Genomic DNA, 23,445 nt, shown 5'->3' with positions numbered 1-23,445 from the left:
AGCATGCCCAGCCTCACCGCCACCTTCCGCCCGGCCACCGGCCTGTCCAACCCCCACCTGCAGACACTGTGGGGGCCTCTGTGGCGCAAGCTCCCGGACCTGCCGCGCAACCGCGAGCGCCTGTGGCTGGCCGACGGCGACTTCCTCGACCTCGACTGGCACGGGCCACACCAACCCGACGCGCCGTTGGTGCTGGTGCTCCACGGCCTCACCGGCTCGTCCAACTCGCCCTACGTCAAAGGCCTGCAACTGGCCTTGCAGGGGCGTGGCTGGGCCAGCGTCGCGGTGAACTGGCGCGGCTGCTCGGGCGAGCCCAACCTGCTGGCGCGCAGCTACCACTCCGGGGCCAGCGAAGACCTGGCCGAGATCATCCGTCACCTGCGGGCGCAGCGGCCACTGGCACCGTTGTATGCCGTGGGCTACTCGCTGGGCGGCAATGTGCTGCTCAAATACCTGGGGGAAAGCGGCTCGGCCAGCCAGCTGGAAGCGGCGGTGGCGGTTTCGGTGCCGTTTCGCCTGGACCAGTGCGCCGACCGCATCGGCCTGGGCTTCTCGAAGATCTACCAGGCGCATTTCATGCGCGCGATGCTGGCGTATGTGCAGGACAAGCAACGGCACTTTCGCGACAAGGGCCACCATGAAGGACTGGCGACCCTCGACCGCCTGGGGCCATTGCATGACCTGCGCACCTTCTGGGACTTCGATGGCAAGGTGACCGCGCCACTCAATGGCTTCAGCGATGCCCACGACTACTACCGCCGGGCATCCAGCCGCTATTACCTGGGAGAGAACCGTACGCCGACACTGATCATCCATGCCAGCGATGATCCGTTCGTATTCGGTCATAGCCTGCCGGCTGCGAATGAACTGGCGCCCCTGACGCAGTTCGAACTGCACAAGCGCGGTGGCCATGTGGGATTCGTCGAGGGCAGCCTGCGCAATCCGGGGTACTACCTGGAACGGCGTATTCCGCAATGGCTGATGGACGGGCGCTAGCCCTCATCCAGGAGCAGGGCTGAGAGAGGACTTCGTGGGAGCGGGCTTGCCCCGCGATGGCATCACCGGCCCATCGCGGGGCAAGCCCGCTCCCACGTTACGAATTACTCGCCAGTCGCCACGCCACGCTGCGGATCGTTGATCCATTCACTCCACGACCCGGCATACAGCCGCCCCAGCGGATACCCCGCCAGCGCCAGGGCAAACAGGTTGTGGCAGGCCGTCACGCCAGAGCCGCAATAGGCCACCAGATCCTCCGGCGAACGACCGGCCAGCTTTTCGGCAAAACGCTGCTTCAGCTTGTCGGTCGGCAGGAAGCGCCCGTCGGCTCCAAGATTGTCGGTGAACGCCGCACATTTGGCGCCCGGGATGTGCCCGGCCACCGGGTCGATCGGTTCCACCTCGCCACGGAAACGCGGCAGCCCGCGGGCATCGATAAGGGTCAGCGCCGGATCGTCCAGGCGCTTGACCAGGTGTGTGGCGTCGATCTGCAGCTTCATGTCCGGCTCGCCGCTGAACGTCCCCTCGCGACGCACGGGCGGGTCCAGGCTCAACGGCAGGTGGGCGGCATGCCAGGCCTTCAGGCCGCCGTCGAGAATGAACACCGCATCGCGCTTGCCCAGCCAGGCCAGCAGCCACCAGGCCCGGGCGGCGAAGGCACCGGGACCATCGTCGTAGAGCACTACCTGGCTGTCGTTGTCTACGCCCCACTCGCGCAGGCGCTCCACCAGCCGCTGCGGATCGGGCAGCGGGTGACGCCCCGTGCGGCCCTTGACCACCGGCCCGCTCAGGTCACGCTCAAGGTCGGCGAAATGCGCCCCGGCGATATGCCCCTCGGCATAGCTGCGTTGGCCGTAGTCGACGTCCTCCAGGGCAAAGCGGCAATCGAGGATCACCAGGCCGGGCGCGTCCAGGCATTCGGCCAGCTGTTGCGGGGTGATCAGTTGCGCAAGGGGCATGACAATCTCCTGATGAATGGCTCGAAGACCCCGGTTCACTGCTCCAGGGCCTGGTTGAAAGGAACGTGGAACTCATCGCACAACGCCTGCACCGCGGCACGCGAGCCTGGGGTGACATACCCCAGTTCCAGCACCACCACCTGATAGACGCCGCGCATGAACGCTTCTTCACCCAGGTGCGCGCAATGCTCGCGGGTGGTGCTGAGAAAACGCACCCAGGAGGTCAGCACGATCCACGCGTTGATGGTCAGCGACTCGATCTGCGGGCCGTCCATGCTCAGGATGCCAGCCTCGACAAAGCCCCGGTAGATCGCCTGCCCCTGCAGCAGGCAGCGCCGCGAGAAACGCCGGTAACGGGCGGCCAGCTCCGGGTCGCTGTCGAGCAGGTGCTCCAGGTCACGGTGCAGGAAACGGTAGTTCCACATCGCCGCCAGCAGCGCCTTGAGGTAGAAGCGCTTGTCCTCGACGGTGGCGATGCGGCCCTGGGGCGGGCGCAGGAAGCTGTCGACCAGTTCTTCGTACTGGTTGAACAGCACGGCGATGATCGCCTGCTTGTTGGGGAAGTGGTAGTACAGGTTGCCGGGCGAGATTTCCATGTGCGCGGCAATGTGGTTGGTGCTGACGCAACGCTCGCCCTGCTGGTTGAACAGCTCCAGGCTGCTCTGCACGATGCGCTCTCGGGTCTTCATGCGCGGGGCCATGCTCAGCTCCAGTCTCCAGCTTGATTGATCGGACCCATCTTACGGCTTCCCGTAGGTCGGGTGCACCGCCGGCCAGGTGAAAAAGAGTGCACCATCGTACCGATTAGAGTATATGCTCTATTCACTTGTCACCCCCCGGAGCCGCCATGACCTCGCCTGCCGTCCTCCCCCCTGTGCAATCCGACCTCGACCTGCAAGCGACGTTCGACGCCCTGCGTCGGGCCTTCGCCGACAACCCGATGCCCCCGGCCGCGCAACGCCGGCAGTGGCTGAAAAGCCTGCGTGAGGCGCTGCTGGCCGAGCAGGAGACGCTGATCGCGACCATCGACGCCGACTTCAGCGGCCGCAGCCGCGACGAGACCCTGATCGCCGAGCTGATGCCGTCGGTCCTCGGCCTGCGCGACGCGGAAAAACAGCTGGGGCGCTGGATGCGCGCCTCGCGGCGCAAGGTCGGCCTGGCCTTCCAGCCCGCCAGCGCGCGGATCGAGTACCAGCCACTGGGGGTGGTGGGGATCATCGTGCCGTGGAACTACCCGCTGTTCCTCGCCATCGGCCCGCTGACCGGCGCCCTGGCCGCCGGCAACCGGGTGATGCTCAAGCTCAGCGAGTCCACGCCCGCCAGTGGGCAGGCCATCAAGGACCTGCTCGGGCGTGTGTTCCCCAGCGATCTGGTCAGTGTAGTACTGGGCGAGGTGGAGGTCGGCCAGGCCTTCGCCCGCCTGCCTTTCGACCACCTGCTGTTCACCGGTGCCACCAGCGTCGGCCGCCATGTGATGCTGGCCGCCGCGCAGAACCTCACCCCGGTGACCCTGGAGCTGGGCGGCAAGTCGCCGGCCATCGTCTCGGCCGATGTGCCGCTGGACACCGCCGCCGAACGCATCGCCTTCGGCAAGACCCTCAATGCCGGGCAGACCTGCGTCGCCCCCGACTACGTGCTGGTGCCCCGCGAACGCCTGGACGCCTTCGCCGAGGCTTACCGGCGCGCCGTGCATCGCTTCTATCCGCGCCTGACCGACAACCCCGACTACAGCGCGATCATCAACGAGCGGCAGCTCGGTCGCCTCAATCGCCTGCTCGACGATGCCCTTGAGCAAGGCGCCCAGGTGCTCGACCTCTACCCCGACGAGCCCCGCCAGGGCCGCCATCTGCCGCCACACCTGCTGCTGCAGGTGCACGACGGCATGCAGGTGATGCAGGACGAGATCTTCGGCCCTTTGCTGCCGCTGGTGCCCTACGACCGCCTGGACGACGCCCTGGCCTACATCAACCAGCGCCCCCGGCCCCTGGCGCTCTACTATTTCGGCTATGACAAAGGTGAGCAGGCACGGGTACTGCGCGACACCCACTCAGGCGGCGTCTGCCTCAACGACACCCTGCTGCATGTGGCCCAGGACGACCTGCCGTTCGGCGGCGTCGGCCCGTCCGGCATGGGCCACTACCATGGCCACGAGGGTTTCCTGACCTTCAGCAAGGCCAAGGCCGTGCTGGCCAAGCAGCGCATCAATGCCGCCAAGACGATCTACCCGCCCTATGGCAAAGCCTTGCAGCGCTTGGTCTACAAGCTGTTCATCCGCTGAGCGCAGGCGCCTCATGCATCGTCGCGACCTGCTCAGGTTCAGCTTCGGCGCCAGCCTGTTCCTGGGTGCAACCAGCCTGGTCGGCTGTACGCCGCAGGCGGCCTCGCCCGGTTATCAGGTCCTGCGTGATGACGACCTGCCGCTGCTGCAGGCCCTGATACCCGTCGTGCTGGCGGGTACCCTGGCTTCCACCGAATTGGTGCTGCACAGCCTCGACCACAAGCTGGCGGCGCTGTCGCCCGCCATGCTCAAGCTGACCCGGCAACTGTTCGACGTGCTCACCCTGCCGCTGACCCGAGGGCCGCTGACCGGCATCTGGGGCGGCTGGGCCGGCGCCACGGATACAGAGCTGGACCGCTTTCTCGAACGCTGGCGTGACAGTTCGCTGAACCTGCTGCGCCAGGGCCATGCCTCGCTGCTGCAACTGCTGCTCATGGCCTGGTACGAACGCCCCGAGGCCTGGGCAGCCTGCGGCTATCCAGGGCCGCCGAAGGTCTGACCTGTCACATACTCCTGTAGGAGCGGGCTTGCCCCGCGAACACCGGCAAAGCCGGTGCCAGGCACAACGCTGCCTGCTTCGCGGGGCAAGCCCGCTCCCACGAACCGCCGACTCGCAAAATAAAAAGGGAAGCCAATGCCCGTCCCCGACCCCTTTCGCCAAGGCCTCGCTCGAGGCTGGATCACCCACGATGGCTCGCGCCTAGCGCAGGACCTGAGCCTCGAAGCCGACGTCGCCGTGATCGGCAGCGGTGCGGGCGGCGCCACTACCGCCGAACGGCTGAGCGCGGCCGGGCTGAAGGTGCTGCTGATCGAAGAAGGCCCGCTGAAGACCAGCAGCGACTTCCACCTGCTGGAACACGAAGCCTATGCCGACCTCTACCAGGAAGGCCTGGGCCGCCTGAGCAAGGACGGCGCCATCACCATCCTGCAGGGCCGGGCGGTGGGCGGCACCACCCTGGTCAACTGGACCTCGAGTTTCCGCACACCGCCACAGACCCTGGAGCACTGGGCCCGCGAACATGGCGTCAAGGGCTTGGACAGCGACAGCCTGAAGCCCTGGTTCGAACGCATGGAGCAGCACCTGGGCATCAGCCCCTGGATGATGCCGCCCAATGCCAACAACGACGTGTTGCGACGCGGCTGCGAGGCGCTCGGCCTGCGCTGGGCGGTGATCCCGCGCAACGTGCGTGGCTGCTGGAACCTGGGCTACTGCGGCATGGGCTGCCCGGTCAACGCCAAGCAGTCGATGCTGGTCACCAGCATTCCGGCCACCCTCGAGCAAGGCGGCGAACTGCTCTACCTGGCCCGCGCCGAACGCTTCAGCCACGACGGCCAACGCATCGACCACCTGCAATGCCAGGCCCTGGACGCCCAGGGGATCCAGCCCACGGGCCGCCAGGTTCGGGTGCGCGCCCGTCATTACGTACTGGCCGGCGGCGGCATCAACAGCCCGGCCCTGCTACTGCGCTCCAACGCACCCGACCCTCACCAGCGCCTGGGCAAGCGCACCTTCCTGCACCTGGTCAATTTCAGCGCCGCGCAGTTCGAAGCGAAGATCGACCCGTACTACGGCGCGCCGCAGTCGATCTACAGCGACCAGTTCCAGTGGCAGGACGGCGTCACCGGTCCGGTCGGCTACAAGCTCGAAGTCCCGCCGCTGCACCCGGCCCTGGCCAGCACCCTGCTCGGCGGCCATGGCCAGGACAATGCCCTGCGCATGGCCGAGCTGCCCCATACCCATGTGATGCTGGCGCTGCTGCGCGACGGTTTTCACCCGGACAGCCCCGGCGGCCAGGTGGAATTGCGTAGCGATGGGTCGCCGGTGCTCGACTACCCGGTCACCGACTACCTGCGCGACGGGCTGCGCCGGGCCTGGCACAGCATGGCGCAGATCCAGTTCGCCGCCGGTGCTCGCCGGGTGCTGCCGGTGCATGGCGATGCCCGGTATGTCGATAACCCGGAACAGGCCAAGGCGTTGATCGACAGCCTGCCCCTGGAACTCCACCGCATGCGCCTGGGCAGCGCCCACGTCATGGGCGGCTGCGCCCTGGGCGAGGATCCTCGGCAGGCAGTGTGCGACAGCCTGGGCCGGCATCACCAGCTGGAAAACCTGTCGATCCACGACGGTTCGCTGTTCCCCACCAGCATCGGCGCCAACCCGCAGCTGTCGGTCTATGCCCTGACCGCCCTGCTCAGCGAGGCGCTGGTCGGCCGCCTGGCATCCGGCGCATGACAGCCAATAGCCATGCTGTCTATAGTGCCATCGACCAGCCACGCGACTTGGCCGAGCTCAATCGCTGCGCTACCATCCGACTCCCCAACGCACTCCAGCCAGGATGACGCGATGAACCGAGTGTTGTACCCGGGTACTTTCGACCCCATTACCAAAGGCCATGGCGACCTCGTCGAGCGCGCTTCGCGCCTGTTCGACCACGTGATCATCGCCGTGGCGGCCAGCCCCAAGAAAAACCCCCTGTTCCCCCTGGAACAGCGGGTAGCGCTGGCCCGCGAGGTCACCAAGCACCTGCCCAATGTCGAGGTCATCGGCTTCTCCTCGCTACTGGCGCATTTTGCCAAGGAACAGAACGCCAATGTGTTCCTGCGCGGCCTGCGCGCGGTGTCCGACTTCGAATACGAGTTCCAGCTGGCCAACATGAACCGCCAACTGGCGCCGGACGTCGAGAGCCTGTTCCTTACGCCATCCGAGCGCTATTCGTTCATTTCCTCGACGTTGGTCCGGGAAATCGCCGCGTTGGGCGGTGATATCAGCAAGTTCGTCCACCCCGCCGTGGCCGATGCGCTGACTGAGCGCTTTCGCAAGTAAGCCGCGCGGTCACGATGTCGCGCCCGCGTGCACTGCGGGCGCGAATCCGGCACAATTGTGCCCATCGCTTTGAAACATGCCCGGGCCCAACGCCCCGGCCGGAGTCTCCATGTCCCTGATCATCACCGACGATTGCATCAACTGCGACGTCTGCGAACCCGAGTGCCCGAACGCCGCCATCTCGCAAGGCGAGGAGATCTACGTGATCGACCCGAACCTGTGCACCCAGTGCGTCGGCCACTACGACGAGCCCCAGTGCCAGCAGGTCTGCCCGGTGGACTGCATCCCCCTGGATGAAGCCCACCTGGAAACCGAAGACGAGCTGATGGCCAAGTACCGCCGGATCACCGGCAAGGCCTGATGCCGTTCGTCGCCGCGCTCCGCCACGCAGCCCTCGGCGCCCTCCTGGCGCTACTGGCCCATGGCGCCCTGGCCGCCGGGCCAGGCCAGGCGGCGATCGCCAGCCCGCACGGTGAAGCCACCGCGGCGGCAAGGCAGATCCTGCAGCAGGGCGGCAACGCCTTCGATGCCGCCGTGGCCATCGGCGCCACGCTGGCCGTTGTCGAGCCCTACGGCTCCGGCCTTGGCGGTGGCGGGTTCTTCCTTCTGCGCGAGAGCGCCGACAGCCCACGCTATGCCTTCCTCGACGCCCGCGAGCGCGCCCCGGCCGCCGCCCGGGCCGACATGTATCTAAAGGACGGCAAGGTACAGCCGGGCCTGTCGGTCAATGGCCCACTGGCCGCGGCGATCCCGGGCCTGCCCCAGGCGCTGGCCGACCTGGCCGCGACCCACGGCAGGCTGCCGCTCAAGGACAGCCTGGCCCCGGCCATTCGCCTGGCCAACCAGGGCTTTGCCGTCGACCGCATCTACCGTGACCGCGCCACCATGCGCCTGAGTGCCCTGCGCGACAATGCCGAAAGCGCCCGACTGTTCCTCGCCAACAACGACGTACCGGTACTCGGCACGGTGATTCGCCAGCCGGAACTGGCCGCCACCCTGCAGGCCATGGCCGAGCATGGGCGCGACGGCTTCTACCGTGGCCCGACGGCCCACCGCCTGGTCGAAGGCGTGCGCCAGGCCGGCGGTGTCTGGACCCTCGATGACCTCGCCGGCTACCGTACCGCCTGGCGCGAGCCACTGCGTTATCCACTGGCCGACCAGCGCGAGCTGATCAGCAGCCCGCCGCCCTCGGCTGGTGGCGTGGCCCTGGCCCAGAGCCTGGCCATGCTCCAGCGCCTGCCCTGGCAGAGCGCCGAACCGGTGCAGCGCAGCCATTATGTGATCGAAGTACTGCGCCGGGCCTACCGCGACCGCGGGCTGCTGGGCGACCCGGACTACGTGGCGAACCCCATCAACCGCCTGCTGGGGCGCCAGTACCTGACCGGCCTGGCCGACAGCATCGACGTGCACCAAGCCACCCCCAGCAGCGCCCTGCCCCCCTCACCGGCCTGGCGCGAGGGCGACCACACCACCCACTTCACGGTGATCGACGCCGACGGTAATGCGGTTTCCGCCACGCTCTCGGTCAACCTGCCGTTCGGCGCGGCGTTCAGCGTGCCCGGCACCGGCGTGGTGCTGAACAACGAGATGGACGACTTTGCCGCCGATCCCACCGGCAGCAACAGCTATGGACTGGCCGGCAGCCAGGCCAACGCAGTGGCGGCGGGCAAGCGGCCCTTGTCGAGCATGAGCCCGACCTTCATCGAAAGCCCAAGCCAGTTCGCCAGCTTCGGCACGCCCGGCGGCAGCCGGATTCCGAGCATGGTGCTGCTGTCGGTGATGGGGTTCCTCGAAGGGCGGCCGGTGGCCGAGTGGCCGGCGACGCCGCGCTATCACCATCAGTACCTACCGGATGTGGTGGAGCATGAGCCGGGGACGTTCAGCGCCGCACAAAAAGCTGAGCTGCAGGCGCGCGGGTATAGGTTGAAGGATGTGGGGCGTAACTATGGCAACCAGCAGGTGCTGTATTGGGACAAGGCTGCCGGGACCGTGGAGGCAGCCAGTGACCCCAGGGGTGTAGGGCAGGCGGCGGTAGTCGACTGATCCGGCCCTATCGCTGGGCAAGCCCGCTCCTACAGATCCCCTGCTACCCCTTGAGGCAGCAAAAATCCTGTGGGAGCGGGTTCACCCGCGAACACCGGCGAAGCCGGTGCCATCCTCCGCGCCACCTTCTTCGCGGGTAAACCCGCTCCCACAGGGCTCGCATGTCACTTAACGCTGGCATTTCGGGCAGAACACGCTCGCCCGCTGTCCCAGCTTCACTTCGCGCAGCTCGGTGCCACACAGCTTGCACGGCTGGCCCCCGCGCCCATAAACGTACAGTTCCTGCTGGAAATACCCCGGCTGGCCATCGCCACCGATGAAATCGCGCAAGGTGGTCCCACCCTGCTCGATGGCCGCCGCCAGCACCCGCTTGATCTCGATCGCCAGCTTCAGGTAGCGCGCCCGGGAGATCCCGCCCGCCTCGCGGCGCGGGTCGATCCCGGCGGCGAACAGCGCTTCGGTCGCGTAGATGTTACCCACCCCCACCACCACCGCGTTGTCCATGATGAACGGCTTGACCGCCATCGACCGACCCCGCGACAGCTGGAACAGCCGCTCGCCGTCGAACAGGTCGGTCAGCGGCTCCGGCCCCAGCCGTATCAGCAATTCGTGGTTGAGCGGGTCGAGGCTCCAGAGCATGGCCCCGAAGCGGCGCGGGTCGGTGTAACGCAGCATCAACCCCGACTCGAGCTCGATATCCACATGTTCGTGCTTGGCCGCTGGCAAGCCCAGTTCGACCAGGCGCAGGTTGCCCGACATGCCCAAGTGGCTGATCAAGGTGCCGACCTCGGCGTTGATCAGCAGGTACTTGGCGCGGCGCTCGACGCTGACGATGCGCTGCCCCGACAGACGCACGTCGAGGTCTTCCGGGATCGGCCAGCGCAGGCGCCGGTCGCGCACCACCACGCGGCTGACCCGTTGGCCTTCCAGATGGGGCGCGATGCCGCGCCGCGTCGTCTCGACCTCTGGCAGTTCCGGCATGGCTCAGTGCCCGCCCGATTCGCGGATGTCCTGCTTGAGCTGCTCGAAGTCGTATTCGGTCAGGCCGATGTATTCCAGCACCAGCGGTCCGACCATCTCCCACTCGTGGTCCACGGTCTGGTTGCCCAGCACGCGGTAGGACGCACAGATGTGCTCGGACATCTTCAGCACCGCCAGCAGGTTCTTCAGCTGGGTCTGGGTATTGCGCGAGGACTCGTCACGGAACACCGCCAGGGCGTTGTGGTGGTTGGCGATGGCGGCGCTGATGTGCTCCGGCAGGCGCCAGGACTTGGCGGTGAAATAGCCGACCACCGAGTGGTTGGTGTTGAACACGCGGTTCTCGGTGTCCACCACGCGAATCTCGTCATTGGCCTTGGCGTAGGACTCTTCCAGCACTTCCATGTAGTTGGGGAAGCGCTTGTGCATCAGCGGCACGCCGCAGTCGTGGAACAGGCCCAGGGTGTAGGCCTCGTCCACCGCCTGGATACCGGTGCGCTTGGCCAGGGTCAGGCAGGTCATGGCCACGTCCTGGGCGGTGTCCCAGAACGGGTTGAGGGTGACGATGGTCTCGTCGCTCATCTCGCCCCTGATCGACTGGGCGTTGATCAGGTTGATGATCGAGCGGCTGCCCAGCAGGTTCACCGCGCGCTGGATCGAGCCGATCTTGTTCGCCAGGCCGAACTGCGCCGAATTGACCAGTTTCAGCAGGGCGCCAGACAAGCCCGGATCCTGGCTGATCAGCTTGGCGATGGTCTCGAGGTCCGGGTCGGGCATGTACTGCTCGAACTGCAGGTCGACCATGATCTGCGGCTGCGGCGGGATGGTGATGCCCTGCAGGGCTTGCTGGATCTGTTCGGCGGTAAGTTCCTGGGACATTCGTGCATTCTCGCTGGGGACGGGGGATTCTAACCCTGTACGCCGGCAGGGTAACTATCAGTGGATCGTTGGATCCAAGAATTTCTTTAGCCCCGCGATGATGCCAACGTTTGGTCGCGCCCCACAGCGAAGCCTTGGCCAACACGGTATACTCCCGCTCTTTTTTCCCGGAGCGACGTCATGTCCCTGCCCAGCCTTCGCCTCAAAGCCAATGCCGACCGCCGCCTGCGCGCCGGCCATCTGTGGGTCTACAGCAATGAAGTCGACGTCGCCGCGACCCCGCTGCAAGGCCTGAATGCGGGCCAGCAGGCCATCCTCGAAGCCGCCAACGGCAAGCCCCTGGGTGTGGTGGCGATGAGCCCGAACAACCTGATCTGCGCCCGCCTGCTGTCGCGCGACATCAAGCTGCCGCTGGACAAATCGCTGCTGGTGCACCGCCTGAACGTCGCCCTGTCGCTGCGCGAGCGTCTGTTCGACAAGCCGTGCTACCGCCTGGTCTACGGCGACTCCGACCTGCTCCCGGGCCTGGTGGTCGACCGCTTCTTCGACATCCTCGTGGTGCAACTGGCCTCGGCCACCATGGACGCGCACAAGGACGACGTCATCGCCGCCCTGGTCCAGGTCCTGAAACCAAGCGGCATCCTGTTCAAGAACGATTCCGCCGCCCGCGACGCCGAAGGCCTCGGCCGCTATGTCGAGACCGTCTACGGCGAAGTACCAGACTGGGTCGCGCTGGAAGAAAACGGCGTGAAGTTCGAGGCCCCGGTGCGCGAAGGCCAGAAGACCGGCTGGTTCTACGACCACCGCATGAACCGCGCCCGCCTGGCCCCCTACGTCAAGGGCAAGCGCGTGCTGGACCTGTTCAGCTACATCGGTGGCTGGGGCGTGCAGGCCGGCGCATTCGGCGCCAGCGAAGTGTTCTGCGTGGATGCCTCCGGCTTCGCCCTCGACGGTGTCGAGCGCAACGCCGCGCTGAACGGCATCAGCGAGAAGCTGACCTGCATCGAAGGTGACGTGTTCGAAGCGCTGCGCGAGCTGAAGGCCGCCGAAGAGCGTTTCGACGTGATCATTGCCGACCCGCCCGCCTTCATCAAGCGCAAGAAAGACCTGAAGAACGGCGAGGCCGCCTACCGCCGCCTCAATGAACAGGCCATGCGCATGCTGAACAAGGACGGCATCCTGGTCAGCGCCTCGTGCTCGATGCACCTGCCCGAGGACGACCTGAACAACATCCTGCTGACCAGCGCCCGCCACCTGGACCGCAACCTGCAACTGCTCGAGCGCGGTGGCCAGGGACCGGACCACCCGGTGCACCCGGCGATCGCCGAGACCCGCTACATCAAGAGCATCACCTGCCGGTTGCTGCCCAACAGCTAAGCAACGTTTGTTTGAGGCTGCTGCGCAGCCTTTCGCGGCACAAGGCCGCTCCTACAGTGGTTGATTACGCGGTCACTATAGGAGCGGCCTTGCCGAGGCGTCGGACCGGCCGGAAAGGGCCGCAGAGCGGCCCCGGCTCCCTCAAACGCTCACGCTCATGCCCGTCAACCACTATCGCCTGAAGTCCGGCACCAATTCCTGCCCATCAATACTGAGCGTCTTGTAACGCGGAGCCACCAGTTTCACCGCACCCTCGCGAATCCCCTTGGCCAGGCCCTCGAGGTTTTCCATCCGGCCGCTCAGGCTGCCCACCTCACGCCACTCGCGCTCCTCCCAGGTGAACACGAACACACTCGATGCATAGGTGTGCCGGGGGATCATCAGCACTTCATTGTGCCCATCACCATCCAGATCGACCGCCCACAAATAGCATCCCTTGCCGCCGCACTGGCTTTGTCCAAGGGTCGAGTCGGCCAGTGACTCGCTGGTGGATTGCACAGGCCCCAGCCACTCGAACTTCGGACCATGGGTTTCGACCACCTCCGGCCGACGCACCTGCGCCATCAACCCCAGCAATTGCTCGCGGCGCCCCGCATCGAACAGTTCATCAGTTTCCAGCCGCTTCTCCAGTTGCTCGAAGGCTGCACGCCCAGGCTGACCGAGGTCGCGGTACAAGGTCCCGGCATCGAACTCGGTGATTGGCGTGCGTCCACCGAGCAGGCGCTCGACCTGACTCTTCGCACTCAACACCTGCGGGTCGAGCAACGGTGTGTAGAACAGCACTATCAGCACCGCGCTGAGCAAGGCGATCAACGGGTTGCTCAGCCGCAGGCTATTCAGCCAGGCCTGCCGTGAGCTCACCACCGCCCACACCACCGCCAGGCTGTGCGCCAGCATCACACCCACCAACAGCATGGCCATGATGCGCGACGGGGTCAGGCCGTACTGGTCGATGCGCATCCAGCTGGCATAAGCCGCCAGGCCCACCAGTACCGGCAGGCAGAGCAGGCTGGCTTCGACCAAGCGTTTGAGCGGCGCAGGATAGGCATTGCCCTGATGGCCGTCCTGAAACACGCCATTGGCCAGGAACAGATTGATACCTGCCAGCACCAACAGCAGAGCGGTCGAATAACCCGTGTCCCACAGCGGCTGCAGGCCGCTGAAGGGCAGTGTCAGGGTGAACACCACGGCGATCAGCGCACTCAACGGCAACAGGAAGCGACAGAGTGTCAACAGAATGCCGCGCAACAACCCGATGACCTTCTCGTTGTCCCGCCCCATGCGCATCCCCAGGGAGAACACCACCGGCAGCACCAGCCAGAGAAACACCGGGGACTCCACTACATCCGTGACCTGCGGTATGCCGAGCATGCCGAACAGCAACGCACACAACCACAGCAACTGCCAGAACAGGCCGGTCAACAGTTGCGCCAGGAAAAGAATGAACACGTTGTTCCAGGCATGCCGGAACAGGTCCTCATAGCGCGGCCGCCCATTTTCTCGGGTCGGCCAGGCAAGAATGAACGCGGTGCCGATATAGCCCAGCACGATGGCGGCCAGGAACCAGGTCTGCTGCAGCCAGCCCATGCGCCCGCTATCCAGGACCCAGGCACTGATCCCGCTGATCAGCAGGGTCAGGCCCAGCACCAGCCAGCCGGTGCCACGCTGGCGCACCGCGCTGCCGAGCAGTTGCAGGTTCACGCCGGCCACCACCACCGCGGCGCACAGGGCGACCGACAGGTTGAAACCGAGCAGCTCGCCCTGCCCCTTCACGGTTACGAGCAACACCAGGCCCTGGATCAGGCCGATGACGACATAGAACAATAAGGAGCGGCTAGGCGCTGGCATTGCAAATCCTTTTGGCCAGTGGGACAGGAAGCGCGCAAGTCTACCCAAACCCGCCCGAACCACGCCAAGGCCTTTACCTTGCGGGCTGGCGACAGCCAATTATCACAACGCCATTCCCTCGCGGGCGCGGCGGTGTAGAATCGATCCATTCATCGCCAGACATCCCCGGCGGGTTTATGAGCTCTGGTCGAGCCTGCGGCGATCCCGCGCGGTCTTCGGCCCCCATCCTTGCCAGCGGCAACCGGCCTTCGGCGTTTCAGGACAAGAGAAGCTCACTCCCTATTTACGTGACGTGATTTAGCCGCCAGGAGCGCTCCATGCCTGATTATCGTTCCAAGACTTCCACCCAAGGCCGCAACATGGCCGGTGCCCGTGCCCTGTGGCGCGCCACCGGGATGAAGGACGAAGACTTCAAGAAACCGATCATCGCCATCGCCAACTCGTTCACCCAGTTCGTCCCGGGGCATGTGCACCTGAAGGACCTGGGCCAGCTGGTCGCCCGCGAGATCGAACGCGCCGGTGGCGTGGCGAAAGAGTTCAACACCATCGCCGTGGATGACGGCATCGCCATGGGCCACGACGGCATGCTCTACTCGCTGCCCAGCCGCGAGATCATCGCCGACGCCGTCGAGTACATGGTCAACGCCCACTGCGCCGACGCCATCGTCTGCATCTCCAACTGCGACAAGATCACCCCCGGCATGCTGATGGCCGCCCTGCGCCTGAACATCCCGGTGATCTTCGTCTCCGGCGGCCCGATGGAAGCTGGCAAGACCAAGCTGGCCAGCCACGGCCTGGACCTGGTCGACGCCATGGTCATCGCCGCCGACTCCACCGCCAGCGACGAGAAAGTCGCCGAGTACGAGCGCAGCGCCTGCCCGACCTGCGGTTCGTGCTCCGGCATGTTCACCGCCAACTCGATGAACTGCCTGACCGAAGCCCTGGGACTGGCCCTGCCGGGCAACGGCTCGACCCTGGCCACCCACTCCGACCGCGAGCAGCTGTTCCTCACCGCCGGTCGCACCATCGTCGAGCTGTGCAAGCGCTACTACGGCGAGAACGATGAGTCGGTACTGCCGCGCAGCATCGCCAACTTCAAGGCGTTCGAAAACGCCATGATGCTCGACATCGCCATGGGCGGTTCGACCAACACCATCCTGCACCTGCTGGCCGCGGCCCAGGAGGGCGAGGTGGACTTCGACCTGCGCGACATCGATCGCCTGTCGCGCAAGGTGCCGCAGCTGTGCAAGGTGGCGCCGAACATCCAGAAGTACCACATGGAAGACGTGCACCGCGCCGGTGGCATCTTCAGCATCCTCGGCTCGCTGGCCCGTGGCGGCCTGCTGCACACCGACCTGCCGACCGTGCACAGCGCCAGCATGGAAGAGGCCATCGCCAAGTGGGACATCACCCAGACCGATGACGAAGCCGTGCACACCTTCTTCAAGGCAGGCCCGGCGGGCATCCCGACGCAGACCGCGTTCAGCCAGTCGACCCGCTGGGAAACCCTCGACGATGACCGCGAGAACGGCTGCATCCGCAGCTTCGAGCACGCCTACTCGCAGGAAGGCGGCCTGGCCGTGCTGTACGGCAACATTGCCCTGGACGGCTGCGTGGTGAAGACCGCAGGTGTCGATGAGTCGATCCACGTGTTCGAAGGCACCGCGAAGATCTTCGAGAGCCAGGACAGCGCCGTGCGCGGCATCCTCGCCGACGAAGTGCAGGCCGGCGACATCGTCATCATCCGCTACGAAGGCCCGAAAGGCGGCCCGGGCATGCAGGAGATGCTGTACCCGACCTCGTACCTGAAGTCCAAAGGCCTGGGCAAGGCCTGCGCCCTGCTCACCGACGGCCGCTTCTCCGGCGGTACCTCGGGCCTGTCGATCGGCCACGCCTCGCCGGAAGCGGCAGCGGGCGGCGCCATCGGCCTGGTGCGCGATGGCGACAAGGTGCTGATCGACATCCCCAACCGTTCGATCAACCTGCTGGTCAGCGACGAAGAGCTGGCTGAGCGTCGCGTCGAGCAGGACAAGAAGGGCTGGAAGCCGGCCGAGGTGCGTCCACGCAAGGTGACCACCGCACTCAAGGCTTACGCCCTGCTGGCCACCAGCGCCGACAAGGGCGCGGTGCGCAACAAGGCAATGCTCGAAGGGCTGTGAGGCTCTGACGGCATAAAAAAACCGGCGCCTGGTGCGCCGGTTTTTTTATGCCTGTGGCCCCCTGCATTGCCCATGCAGGCCCTTTGGGCTGCGTTGTCGCGCTGGGAACTGTCCCCTGTGGGAGCGGGTTCACCCGCGAACACCGGCGCAGCCGGTGCCATACACCGCGCTGGATTCTTCGCGGGTAAACCCGCTCCCACAGGGTCAAGCTAAATCAATAGGTTACGTGTTGTTCCATAGGAGCGGGTTTACCCGCCAATGAGGCCGACGCGTTATTGCTGCGCGACCTTTTCCGACTTGCCGTCGTAGCGCTTGCGCCACTCGCTGAGGATCTGGTCGCGGTTCTTCGAGGCCCAGGCGAAGTCGTTCTTGATCAGGCGCTGCTCGTAGTCCGCCGGCAACTCGGTCTGCGGCTTGGCGATGCCGGGCGCGGCGAGCACGGCGAAGTTCTCCTTGTACAGCTCCATGGCCGCGGGGCTGGCGGAGAAGTCGGCCAGGCGCCTGGCGGCATCGGCCTTCGGCGAGCCCTTGATCACTGCGGTGGCTTCGATCTCCCAGCCCAGGCCTTCCTTGGGCAGCACGATATCCAGCGGCGCGCCCTGGCGCTTGAGCTGCACGGCCGGGTATTCGAACGAGATGCCGATCGGGAATTCACCGGCGGCGGCCAGCTTGCACGGCTTGGAGCCGGAATGAACGTACTGGCCGATGTTCTGGTGCAGCGCATCCATGTAGGCCCAGCCCTGCGGCTCGCCGAAGGTCTGCAGCCAGGCGCTCACATCCAGGAAGCCGGTGCCGGACGAGGCCGGGTTGGGCATGACGATCTTGCCCTTGTATTCAGGCTTGGTCAGGTCCTGCCAGCTCACCGGCTTGCTCAGGCCCTGCTTCTCGGCCTCGACGGTGTTGAAGCAGAGGGTCGCGGCCCACACGTCCATGCCCACCCAGGCCGGCGGGTTGGCGGCGTCGCGGTAGTTGGCCGAGATCTTGCCCAGGTCCTTGGGCGCATAGGCTTCGAGCATGCCGTTCTGGTCGAGGATGGCCAGGCTGGAAGCGGCCAGGCCCCATACCGCGTCGGCCTGCGGGCGATCCTTCTCGGCCAGCAGCTTGGCGGTGATGATGCCGGTGGAATCACGCACCCACTTGATCTCGATGTCGGGGTTGGCCTTTTCGAAGGCCTGCTTGTAGCTCTTGAGCTGCTCGGCCTCGAGGGCGGTATAGACGGTCAGCTGGGTCGCGGCCGAGGCCTGCAGGCTGAAGACGGCGGATACGGCAGCGGCAAGTGCGAGTGGCTTGAACATGATGCGGTTCCTATCAGTGTGGGCAGTCGGTCAATGGCCTGGCGCGCGCTGGCGCCAGGCCTGGGAGCGGCGCAGCAGGCCGCGTGAGGCAGCGGCCAGCAGCAAGGATGCGGCAGCGCTGGTAAGCAGGATCAGGGTCGACATGGCGGCGGCACCGCCAACGTTGCCCGCGTCGTCCATGTTCAGCACGGCGACGGCGGCGAGGATGGTGTCGGGGCTGTACAGGAAGATCGCCGCAGACACGGTGGTCATCGCCGAGACGAACAGGTAGCGGATGATGTCCAGCAGCGCCGGCAGGCAGATCGGCACGGTGACCCGCATGAAGTGCCTGTACAGCGGCGCCTTGAGCGACAGTGCGGCGGCCTCGAACTCGCCGTCGAGCTGGCGCAGGGCGGTGGTGGCGGTCATCTGCGCGGTGGTCAGGTAGTGGGCGATGGTGCACACCACCAGCAGCGCCATGCTGCCGTAGAACACATGCAGTGGGTTGCCATTGAGGTTGAAGAAGAACACGTAGCCCAGGCCCAGCACCAGGCCAGGCACCGCCATCGGGATGAAGCTCAGCAAGCGCAGCAGCTGGTTGAGCAGGCGCTGCCCCTGGGTCTTCTCCATCAGGTAGGCGCCGGTGAAAATCACCACGCTGCCGATCAGCGCGGTGCCGATGGCCATGGTCACGCTGTTGCGGTAGGCCAGCCAGCCGCCACCGGCGGTGTCCTCGAACATGTAGTGCTTGAGCGACAGCGACAGGTTGTATGGCCAGAACTTGACCAGCGACGAGTACACCGCCATGCCGATCACCGCCAACAGTGCCGCGCACACCAGCAGCACGATGGCCAGGAAGCAGCCATCGCGCAGCCTGGAAGGCTTGGGCTCGAACACCTGGGCGCGACCGCTCATGGCCTCGCCCTGACGGCGACGCAACCAGGCATCGACGGCGAAGCTGAGCAGCGCTGGTACCAGCAGCACCATGCCGATCAGCGCGCCGCGACCGAACTGTTGCTGGCCGACCACGGCCTTGTAGGCTTCCAGGGCCAGCACCTGGTAATCCCCACCCACCACGACCGGCACGCCGAAGTCGGTGATGGTCAGGGTGAACACCAGGCAGAACGCGGCGAACACCGCCTGGCGCGTGGCCGGCCAGGTGATGCTGAAGAACGCCCGCGTCGGCCCCGCCCCCATGCTCGAGGCCGCATCGAACAGCCTTGCGTCGGCCAGCGACAGCGCCGAGAGCAGGATCATCAGGGCGTGGGGGAAGGTGTAGATGACCTCGCCGAGGACGATGCCCCAGAAGCCGTAGATATTGTCGCTGAGCAGCCCGCGCAGCAGGCCCTGGTTGCCGAACAGGTAGACCAGCGCGATGGCCGGCAGCATCGACGGCGCCAGCAGCGGCAGCAGCGAGATGCCGCGCCACAGGCCCTTGGCCGGGATCAGCGTGCGTTGCAGGGCATAGGCGAACAGGTAGGCCAGCGGCACGACGATGGCGGCGACGGTGAAGGCCACCGACAGGCTGTTGCCGAGCAGCCAATGGAAGTTCTCGCTGGCGAACAGTTCACGGGCAGCTGGCAGGCCGCCGCCCTGCCCGGCTTCAGCGCTGAAGCCGCGCCAGAAGATCGCCAGCAACGGCATCAGCACCGCCAGCACCAGCAGGATCAGCAGCAGGCTCTTGCCACCGATCACGAACAGACGGTCCCCCAGGGCAACACCACTGCGAGGTGCGGCATTGGTTGAGGTGAGCGGCAGGGTCATCGGCGCGGCCATCTCAGGCAAACACCTGCAGGCTCTGCGGCGGCAGGGCCACCCAGATGTCCTGCGAACCCAGGCGCGGCATCGCCTCCGGCGCCAGCTCCGCGAGCAACGCATGGCCCGGGAAGGCCTTGAACTCGAAGCTCATGCGGCAGCGGTTGCCGAGGAAGGTGATCTCGCGAACCTTGGCCGGGAACAGGTTTTCCTCGTGTACCACCGGGTTGACGGTGATCGCCTCAGGTCGGCAGAACAACCGGCCGCTGCTGGCGCCAGCGGCGTTGGCCGCCAGGCGCATGTGCAGGCCGCCGACCTGGGCATGGCTGTCGCCGCTGCGCTGGAACGGCAGCCAGTTGCCCTGGCCGACGAATTCGGCGACGAACGGCGTGGCCGGCTGGTCGTAGATTTCCTGGGGCGTGGCGTACTGCTCGACCTGGCCGTTGTTCATCACGGCGATGCGGTCGGCCATCAGCATGGCCTCGTCCTGGTTGTGGGTGACCATCAGCGTGGTGATGCCCAGCTGGCGCTGCAGTTGGCGCAGCTCGGTGCACAGGTGCTCGCGCACGCGGGCGTCCAGCGCCGACATCGGCTCGTCGAGCAGCAGCAGCGACGGCGAAGGCGCCAGGGCGCGGGCCAGGGCCACGCGCTGTTGCTGGCCGCCGGATAGCTGGCCGGGGTATTTCTTTTCGCTGCCCGTCAGGCCGACCAGTTCGAGCATTTCACCGACCCGCTGGCGCGAGGCCTCACGATTGCTGCCGGTCAGGCCGTAGGCGATGTTGGCTTCGACGGTGAGGTTGGGGAACAACGCGTAGGACTGGAACAGGATGCCGTAGTCGCGGGCCTGGGGTGGCAGCTCGGAGATATCGCGGTCGCCAATGTACAGCGTGCCACGATCCTGGCGTTCGAGCCCGGCGATGCAGCGCAGCAGGGTGGTCTTGCCACAGCCCGACGGGCCGAGCAGGCACACCAGCTCGCCGGCGGCGATGTCGAGGGAGACGTCGTTGAGTGCGGTGAAGGCGCCGAAGCGCTTGTGGATACCGCGCACTTTCATCTGTGCGCCTGGAGTGGCGTTGTTCATGGCAAGGCCTCATCGAAGAGATGGGGCCATGCTAGGAGGGCTGTGAGACGGTTGTGTGGCGAGGGGGCAAAAACGAGTGATAGTGGTATTGGTGGATTTTTGTAGCGACCATCCGGTTTTCAGGCGTTAGCTGATAAAAAAAGGGAGGCCACCAGGGCCTCCCTTTTTCTTGACGCAGTGAAACTCAGAACAGTACGCGCGAGCGGATGGTGCCCTTCACGTGCTGCAGTTTCTCCTGGGCCAGGTCCGAGTACTCGGCGTCGACGTCGATGACCACGTAACCCACTTTCTCGTTGGTCTGCAGGAACTGACCGGAGATGTTGATGGCGTTCTCGGCGAACACTTTGTTGATCTCGCTGAGCACGCCCGGGATGTTTTCGTGGATGTGCAGCAGGCGGTGCTTGCCTGGGTGGGCCGGCAGGGCCACTTCCGGGAAGTTGACCGACGACACGGAGGTGCCGTTGTCGCTGTACTTGACCAGCTTCTCGGCCACTTCCAGGCCGATGTTGGCCTGGGCCTCGGCGGTGGAACCACCGATGTGCGGGGTCAGGATCACGTTGTCCAGGCCACGCAGCGGGCTTTCGAACTCTTCGTCGTTGGAGCGCGGCTCGACCGGGAACACGTCGATGGCGGCGCCGATCAGGTGCTTGTCCTTGATCGCGGCGGCCAGGTGGTCCAGCTCGACCACGGTGCCACGGGCGGCGTTGATCAGGATCGAGCCCTTCTTCATCGCGCGGATTTCCTTCTCGCCGATCATCCACTGGGTGGACGGCAGCTCAGGCACGTGCAGCGAGACGATGTCGGCCAGGCCCAGCAGCTCGTGCAGGCTGGTGACCTGTACCGCGTTGCCCAGCGGCAGCTTGGTCAGCGGGTCGAAGAAGTACACCTGCATGCCCAGGCTCTCGGCCAGGACCGACAGCTGGGTGCCGATCGAGCCGTAGCCGACGATGCCCAGTTTCTTGCCACGGATCTCGAAGGAGTTGGCCGCGCTCTTGATCCAGCCGCCACGGTGGCAGGAAGCGTTCTTCTCGGGGATGCCGCGCAGCAGCAGGATGGCTTCGGCCAGCACCAGCTCGGCCACCGAACGGGTGTTCGAGTAGGGGGCGTTGAACACGGCGATACCGCGCTCGCGGGCCGCTGCCAGGTCAACCTGGTTGGTGCCGATGCAGAAGCAGCCGACCGCGACCAGTTTCTTCGCGCAGTCGAAGATCTCTTCGGTCAGTTGGGTGCGCGAACGGATGCCGATGAAGTGGGCATCAGCGATCTTTTCCTTCAGCTCGGCTTCCGGCAGCGAACCAGTGAGGTATTCGATGTTGGTGTAGCCGGCGGCCTTGAGAGTATCGACCGCGTTCTGGTGCACACCTTCAAGAAGAAGGAACCTGATCTTGCTCTTGTCGAGAGAAGTCTTGCTCATCTGCGTAAACCTGTATCCCGGAGAAAAATGGCGAGGAGAGTGGAGCGGCGCGGCGTCGGCCTTAGCACGAACGGCGGGAGGGCTATGCTAGCATACGCGACACAACCTGAGCTTATCCCGACAGGTGAAGCGTGCTCAGGGTGACTATGAATAAGTCGAGAGTTCCGGCGATGACCCAGTCCGTGGTAATTGATGAGCTGATGACCCTGGTCGACCCTGGCAAGGTCCTCACCGACCCGGCCTCGCTCGAGGCCTACGGCAAGGACTGGACCAAGCACTACCCGCCGGCGCCGAGCGCCATCGTCTTCCCCAAGTCCGTCGAGCAGGTGCAGGCCATCGTGCGCTGGGCCAACCGGCACAAGGTCGCCCTGGTGCCGTCGGGCGGGCGTACCGGGCTGTCGGGCGCCGCCGTGGCCGCCCATGGCGAGGTGGTGGTGGCCTTCGACTACATGAACCAAATCCTCGCCTTCAACGAATTCGACCGTACCGTGGTCTGCCAGCCGGGGGTCGTCACCCGCCAGTTGCAACAGTTCGCCGAGGACCAGGGCCTCTACTACCCGGTGGACTTCGCCTCGAGCGGCTCCAGCCAGATCGGCGGCAATATCGGTACCAACGCCGGCGGGATCAAGGTGATTCGCTACGGCATGACCCGCAACTGGGTGGCCGGGCTGAAGGTGGTCACCGGCAAGGGTGAGCTGCTCGAGCTGAACAAGGACCTGATCAAGAACGCCACCGGCTACGACCTGCGCCAGCTGTTCATCGGCGCCGAAGGCACCCTGGGCTTCGTAGTCGAGGCGACCATGCGCCTGGACCGCGCGCCGCGCAACCTCACCGCCATGGTGCTGGGCACGCCCGATTTCGACGCGATCATGCCGGTGCTGCACGCCTTCCAGGGCAAGCTTGACCTGACGGCCTTCGAGTTCTTCTCCGACAAGGGCCTGGCCAGGATCCTCGCCCGGGGCGATGTGCCCGCACCGTTCGAGACCGACTGCCCGTTCTATGCGCTGCTGGAGTTCGAAGCCAGCACCGAGGAGGTGGCCAACGAAGCCCTGACCACCTTCGAGCACTGCGTCGAGCAGGGCTGGGTACTGGACGGGGTGATGAGCCAGAGCGAGACCCAGCTGAAGAACCTGTGGAAGCTGCGCGAGTACCTGTCCGAGACCATCTCCCACTGGACGCCTTACAAGAACGACATCTCGGTCACCGTATCGAAGGTGCCGGCGTTCCTGCGCGATATCGACGCCACCGTCGGCGAGCACTACCCGGACTACGAAGTGGTCTGGTATGGCCACATCGGCGACGGCAACCTGCACCTGAACATCCTCAAGCCCGACCACATGACCAAGGACGACTTCTTCGCCTCCTGCGCCAAGGTCAACAAGTGGGTGTTCGAGATCGTCGAACGCTACAACGGCTCGATCTCCGCCGAGCATGGCGTGGGCATGACCAAGCGCGACTACCTGGGCTACAGCCGCTCGCCGGAGGAAATCGCCTGCATGAGGGCGATCAAGGCGGTGTTCGACCCGAACGGCATCATGAATCCGGGTAAGATCTTCGCTCCCGAATAAAAAGCAGTATTC

Annotated in this window: 19 protein-coding genes; 10 read left to right on the top strand and 9 right to left on the bottom strand. The window is 65.7% G+C overall.

Annotation, left to right across the window (positions count from 1 at the left end; all coding sequences use genetic code 11):
- The first annotated feature begins 3 nt into the window (after positions 1–3).
- A complete protein-coding gene (locus PRtIB026_RS04680; RefSeq protein ID WP_203648558.1) occupies positions 4–996 on the top strand; it encodes a hydrolase in 993 nt (330 codons plus the stop codon).
- A 104-nt stretch (positions 997–1,100) separates the two neighbouring features.
- On the opposite strand, the gene PRtIB026_RS04675 is transcribed toward PRtIB026_RS04680, so the two are convergent.
- Complete coding sequence (locus PRtIB026_RS04675) at positions 1,101–1,955, bottom strand: sulfurtransferase (RefSeq protein WP_203648560.1); 855 nt, start codon at positions 1,953–1,955, stop codon at positions 1,101–1,103.
- A 35-nt stretch (positions 1,956–1,990) separates the two neighbouring features.
- Positions 1,991–2,656: a TetR/AcrR family transcriptional regulator gene (locus PRtIB026_RS04670; RefSeq protein WP_050707373.1), complete on the bottom strand. Its 666-nt coding sequence runs from the start codon at positions 2,654–2,656 to the stop codon at positions 1,991–1,993.
- A gap of 146 nt (positions 2,657–2,802) precedes the next feature.
- Between PRtIB026_RS04670 and PRtIB026_RS04665 the strand changes: the two genes are divergently transcribed.
- The 6 genes from PRtIB026_RS04665 (at position 2,803) to ggt (ending at position 9,100) form a co-directional block, all read left to right on the top strand.
- The gene (locus tag PRtIB026_RS04665; protein WP_203648562.1) at positions 2,803–4,233 is read left to right on the top strand and encodes a coniferyl aldehyde dehydrogenase; all 1,431 of its coding nucleotides are present in this window, start codon (positions 2,803–2,805) and stop codon (positions 4,231–4,233) included.
- A gap of 13 nt (positions 4,234–4,246) precedes the next feature.
- Positions 4,247–4,732, top strand: a complete 486-nt coding sequence (locus tag PRtIB026_RS04660; RefSeq protein WP_203648564.1) for a twin-arginine translocation pathway signal protein — start codon at positions 4,247–4,249, stop codon at positions 4,730–4,732.
- A 135-nt stretch (positions 4,733–4,867) separates the two neighbouring features.
- Positions 4,868–6,466, top strand: a complete 1,599-nt coding sequence (locus PRtIB026_RS04655) for a GMC family oxidoreductase (protein WP_203648566.1) — start codon at positions 4,868–4,870, stop codon at positions 6,464–6,466.
- Positions 6,467–6,577: 111 nt separating this feature from the next.
- Positions 6,578–7,057: a pantetheine-phosphate adenylyltransferase gene (coaD, locus tag PRtIB026_RS04650; protein WP_028689146.1), complete on the top strand. Its 480-nt coding sequence runs from the start codon at positions 6,578–6,580 to the stop codon at positions 7,055–7,057.
- 109 nt (positions 7,058–7,166) lie between these two features.
- Entirely contained in the window at positions 7,167–7,418 is a 252-nt protein-coding gene (locus PRtIB026_RS04645; RefSeq protein ID WP_203648574.1) for a YfhL family 4Fe-4S dicluster ferredoxin, read from the top strand.
- The gene (gene ggt, locus PRtIB026_RS04640) at positions 7,418–9,100 is read left to right on the top strand and encodes a gamma-glutamyltransferase (protein ID WP_267813633.1); all 1,683 of its coding nucleotides are present in this window, start codon (positions 7,418–7,420) and stop codon (positions 9,098–9,100) included. Before PRtIB026_RS04645 ends, ggt begins: the two co-directional genes overlap by 1 nt.
- 168 nt (positions 9,101–9,268) lie before the next feature.
- Here the strand turns inward: ggt and mutM are convergent, their stop codons facing one another.
- The gene (mutM, locus tag PRtIB026_RS04635; RefSeq protein WP_203648576.1) at positions 9,269–10,081 is read right to left on the bottom strand and encodes a bifunctional DNA-formamidopyrimidine glycosylase/DNA-(apurinic or apyrimidinic site) lyase; all 813 of its coding nucleotides are present in this window, start codon (positions 10,079–10,081) and stop codon (positions 9,269–9,271) included.
- A gap of 3 nt (positions 10,082–10,084) precedes the next feature.
- On the bottom strand, positions 10,085–10,903 hold the full coding sequence (locus tag PRtIB026_RS04630) for an HDOD domain-containing protein (protein ID WP_203652721.1): 819 nt from the start codon (positions 10,901–10,903) through the stop codon (positions 10,085–10,087).
- 234 nt (positions 10,904–11,137) lie between these two features.
- Here PRtIB026_RS04630 and PRtIB026_RS04625 point away from each other — a divergent pair, with 234 nt between their 5' ends.
- Positions 11,138–12,334: a class I SAM-dependent rRNA methyltransferase gene (locus tag PRtIB026_RS04625; RefSeq protein ID WP_203648578.1), complete on the top strand. Its 1,197-nt coding sequence runs from the start codon at positions 11,138–11,140 to the stop codon at positions 12,332–12,334.
- Positions 12,335–12,505: 171 nt separating this feature from the next.
- On the opposite strand, the gene PRtIB026_RS04620 is transcribed toward PRtIB026_RS04625, so the two are convergent.
- Entirely contained in the window at positions 12,506–14,182 is a 1,677-nt protein-coding gene (locus tag PRtIB026_RS04620; RefSeq protein WP_203648580.1) for a DUF4153 domain-containing protein, read from the bottom strand.
- Between the two features lie 317 nt (positions 14,183–14,499).
- Here PRtIB026_RS04620 and ilvD point away from each other — a divergent pair, with 317 nt between their 5' ends.
- Complete coding sequence (gene ilvD, locus PRtIB026_RS04615; protein ID WP_203648582.1) at positions 14,500–16,341, top strand: dihydroxy-acid dehydratase; 1,842 nt, start codon at positions 14,500–14,502, stop codon at positions 16,339–16,341.
- Between the two features lie 272 nt (positions 16,342–16,613).
- Here ilvD and PRtIB026_RS04610 read toward each other — a convergent pair whose 3' ends face one another.
- The 4 genes from PRtIB026_RS04610 to serA form a co-directional block, all read right to left on the bottom strand.
- Entirely contained in the window at positions 16,614–17,636 is a 1,023-nt protein-coding gene (locus tag PRtIB026_RS04610; protein ID WP_203648584.1) for a putative 2-aminoethylphosphonate ABC transporter substrate-binding protein, read from the bottom strand.
- Positions 17,637–17,666: 30 nt separating this feature from the next.
- Positions 17,667–19,391, bottom strand: a complete 1,725-nt coding sequence (locus tag PRtIB026_RS04605) for a putative 2-aminoethylphosphonate ABC transporter permease subunit (protein WP_234562339.1) — start codon at positions 19,389–19,391, stop codon at positions 17,667–17,669.
- Between the two features lies 1 nt (position 19,392).
- Positions 19,393–20,451 carry a putative 2-aminoethylphosphonate ABC transporter ATP-binding protein gene (locus PRtIB026_RS04600; protein ID WP_203648586.1) on the bottom strand — a complete coding sequence of 353 codons (1,059 nt, stop codon included), beginning with the start codon at positions 20,449–20,451 and terminating at the stop codon, positions 19,393–19,395.
- 184 nt (positions 20,452–20,635) lie between these two features.
- The gene (gene serA / locus PRtIB026_RS04595; RefSeq protein WP_203648588.1) at positions 20,636–21,865 is read right to left on the bottom strand and encodes a phosphoglycerate dehydrogenase; all 1,230 of its coding nucleotides are present in this window, start codon (positions 21,863–21,865) and stop codon (positions 20,636–20,638) included.
- A 170-nt stretch (positions 21,866–22,035) separates the two neighbouring features.
- Between serA and PRtIB026_RS04590 the strand changes: the two genes are divergently transcribed.
- Positions 22,036–23,433 (top strand): FAD-binding oxidoreductase, encoded by a 1,398-nt coding sequence (locus PRtIB026_RS04590; RefSeq protein ID WP_203648590.1) that lies wholly within the window; start codon positions 22,036–22,038, stop codon positions 23,431–23,433.
- Positions 23,434–23,445 lie beyond the last annotated feature (12 nt).

The organism is Pseudomonas sp. RtIB026 (assembly GCF_016861355.2).
Classification (GTDB): Bacteria; Pseudomonadota; Gammaproteobacteria; order Pseudomonadales; family Pseudomonadaceae; genus Aquipseudomonas; species Aquipseudomonas peradeniyensis.
This window is presented reverse-complemented; position numbering and strand designations above follow the sequence as displayed.

Coding starts and splice junctions, on each gene's coding strand:
- PRtIB026_RS04680 (WP_203648558.1), top strand. CDS start 4: ATGCCCAGCCTCACCGCCACCTTCCGCCCGGCCACCGGCCTGTCCAAC.
- PRtIB026_RS04675 (WP_203648560.1), bottom strand. CDS start 1,955: ATGCCCCTTGCGCAACTGATCACCCCGCAACAGCTGGCCGAATGCCTG.
- PRtIB026_RS04670 (WP_050707373.1), bottom strand. CDS start 2,656: ATGGCCCCGCGCATGAAGACCCGAGAGCGCATCGTGCAGAGCAGCCTG.
- PRtIB026_RS04665 (WP_203648562.1), top strand. CDS start 2,803: ATGACCTCGCCTGCCGTCCTCCCCCCTGTGCAATCCGACCTCGACCTG.
- PRtIB026_RS04660 (WP_203648564.1), top strand. CDS start 4,247: ATGCATCGTCGCGACCTGCTCAGGTTCAGCTTCGGCGCCAGCCTGTTC.
- PRtIB026_RS04655 (WP_203648566.1), top strand. CDS start 4,868: ATGCCCGTCCCCGACCCCTTTCGCCAAGGCCTCGCTCGAGGCTGGATC.
- coaD (WP_028689146.1), top strand. CDS start 6,578: ATGAACCGAGTGTTGTACCCGGGTACTTTCGACCCCATTACCAAAGGC.
- PRtIB026_RS04645 (WP_203648574.1), top strand. CDS start 7,167: ATGTCCCTGATCATCACCGACGATTGCATCAACTGCGACGTCTGCGAA.
- ggt (WP_267813633.1), top strand. CDS start 7,418: ATGCCGTTCGTCGCCGCGCTCCGCCACGCAGCCCTCGGCGCCCTCCTG.
- mutM (WP_203648576.1), bottom strand. CDS start 10,081: ATGCCGGAACTGCCAGAGGTCGAGACGACGCGGCGCGGCATCGCGCCC.
- PRtIB026_RS04625 (WP_203648578.1), top strand. CDS start 11,138: ATGTCCCTGCCCAGCCTTCGCCTCAAAGCCAATGCCGACCGCCGCCTG.
- PRtIB026_RS04620 (WP_203648580.1), bottom strand. CDS start 14,182: ATGCCAGCGCCTAGCCGCTCCTTATTGTTCTATGTCGTCATCGGCCTG.
- ilvD (WP_203648582.1), top strand. CDS start 14,500: ATGCCTGATTATCGTTCCAAGACTTCCACCCAAGGCCGCAACATGGCC.
- PRtIB026_RS04610 (WP_203648584.1), bottom strand. CDS start 17,636: ATGTTCAAGCCACTCGCACTTGCCGCTGCCGTATCCGCCGTCTTCAGC.
- PRtIB026_RS04605 (WP_234562339.1), bottom strand. CDS start 19,391: ATGGCCGCGCCGATGACCCTGCCGCTCACCTCAACCAATGCCGCACCT.
- PRtIB026_RS04600 (WP_203648586.1), bottom strand. CDS start 20,451: ATGAACAACGCCACTCCAGGCGCACAGATGAAAGTGCGCGGTATCCAC.
- serA (WP_203648588.1), bottom strand. CDS start 21,865: ATGAGCAAGACTTCTCTCGACAAGAGCAAGATCAGGTTCCTTCTTCTT.
- PRtIB026_RS04590 (WP_203648590.1), top strand. CDS start 22,036: ATGACCCAGTCCGTGGTAATTGATGAGCTGATGACCCTGGTCGACCCT.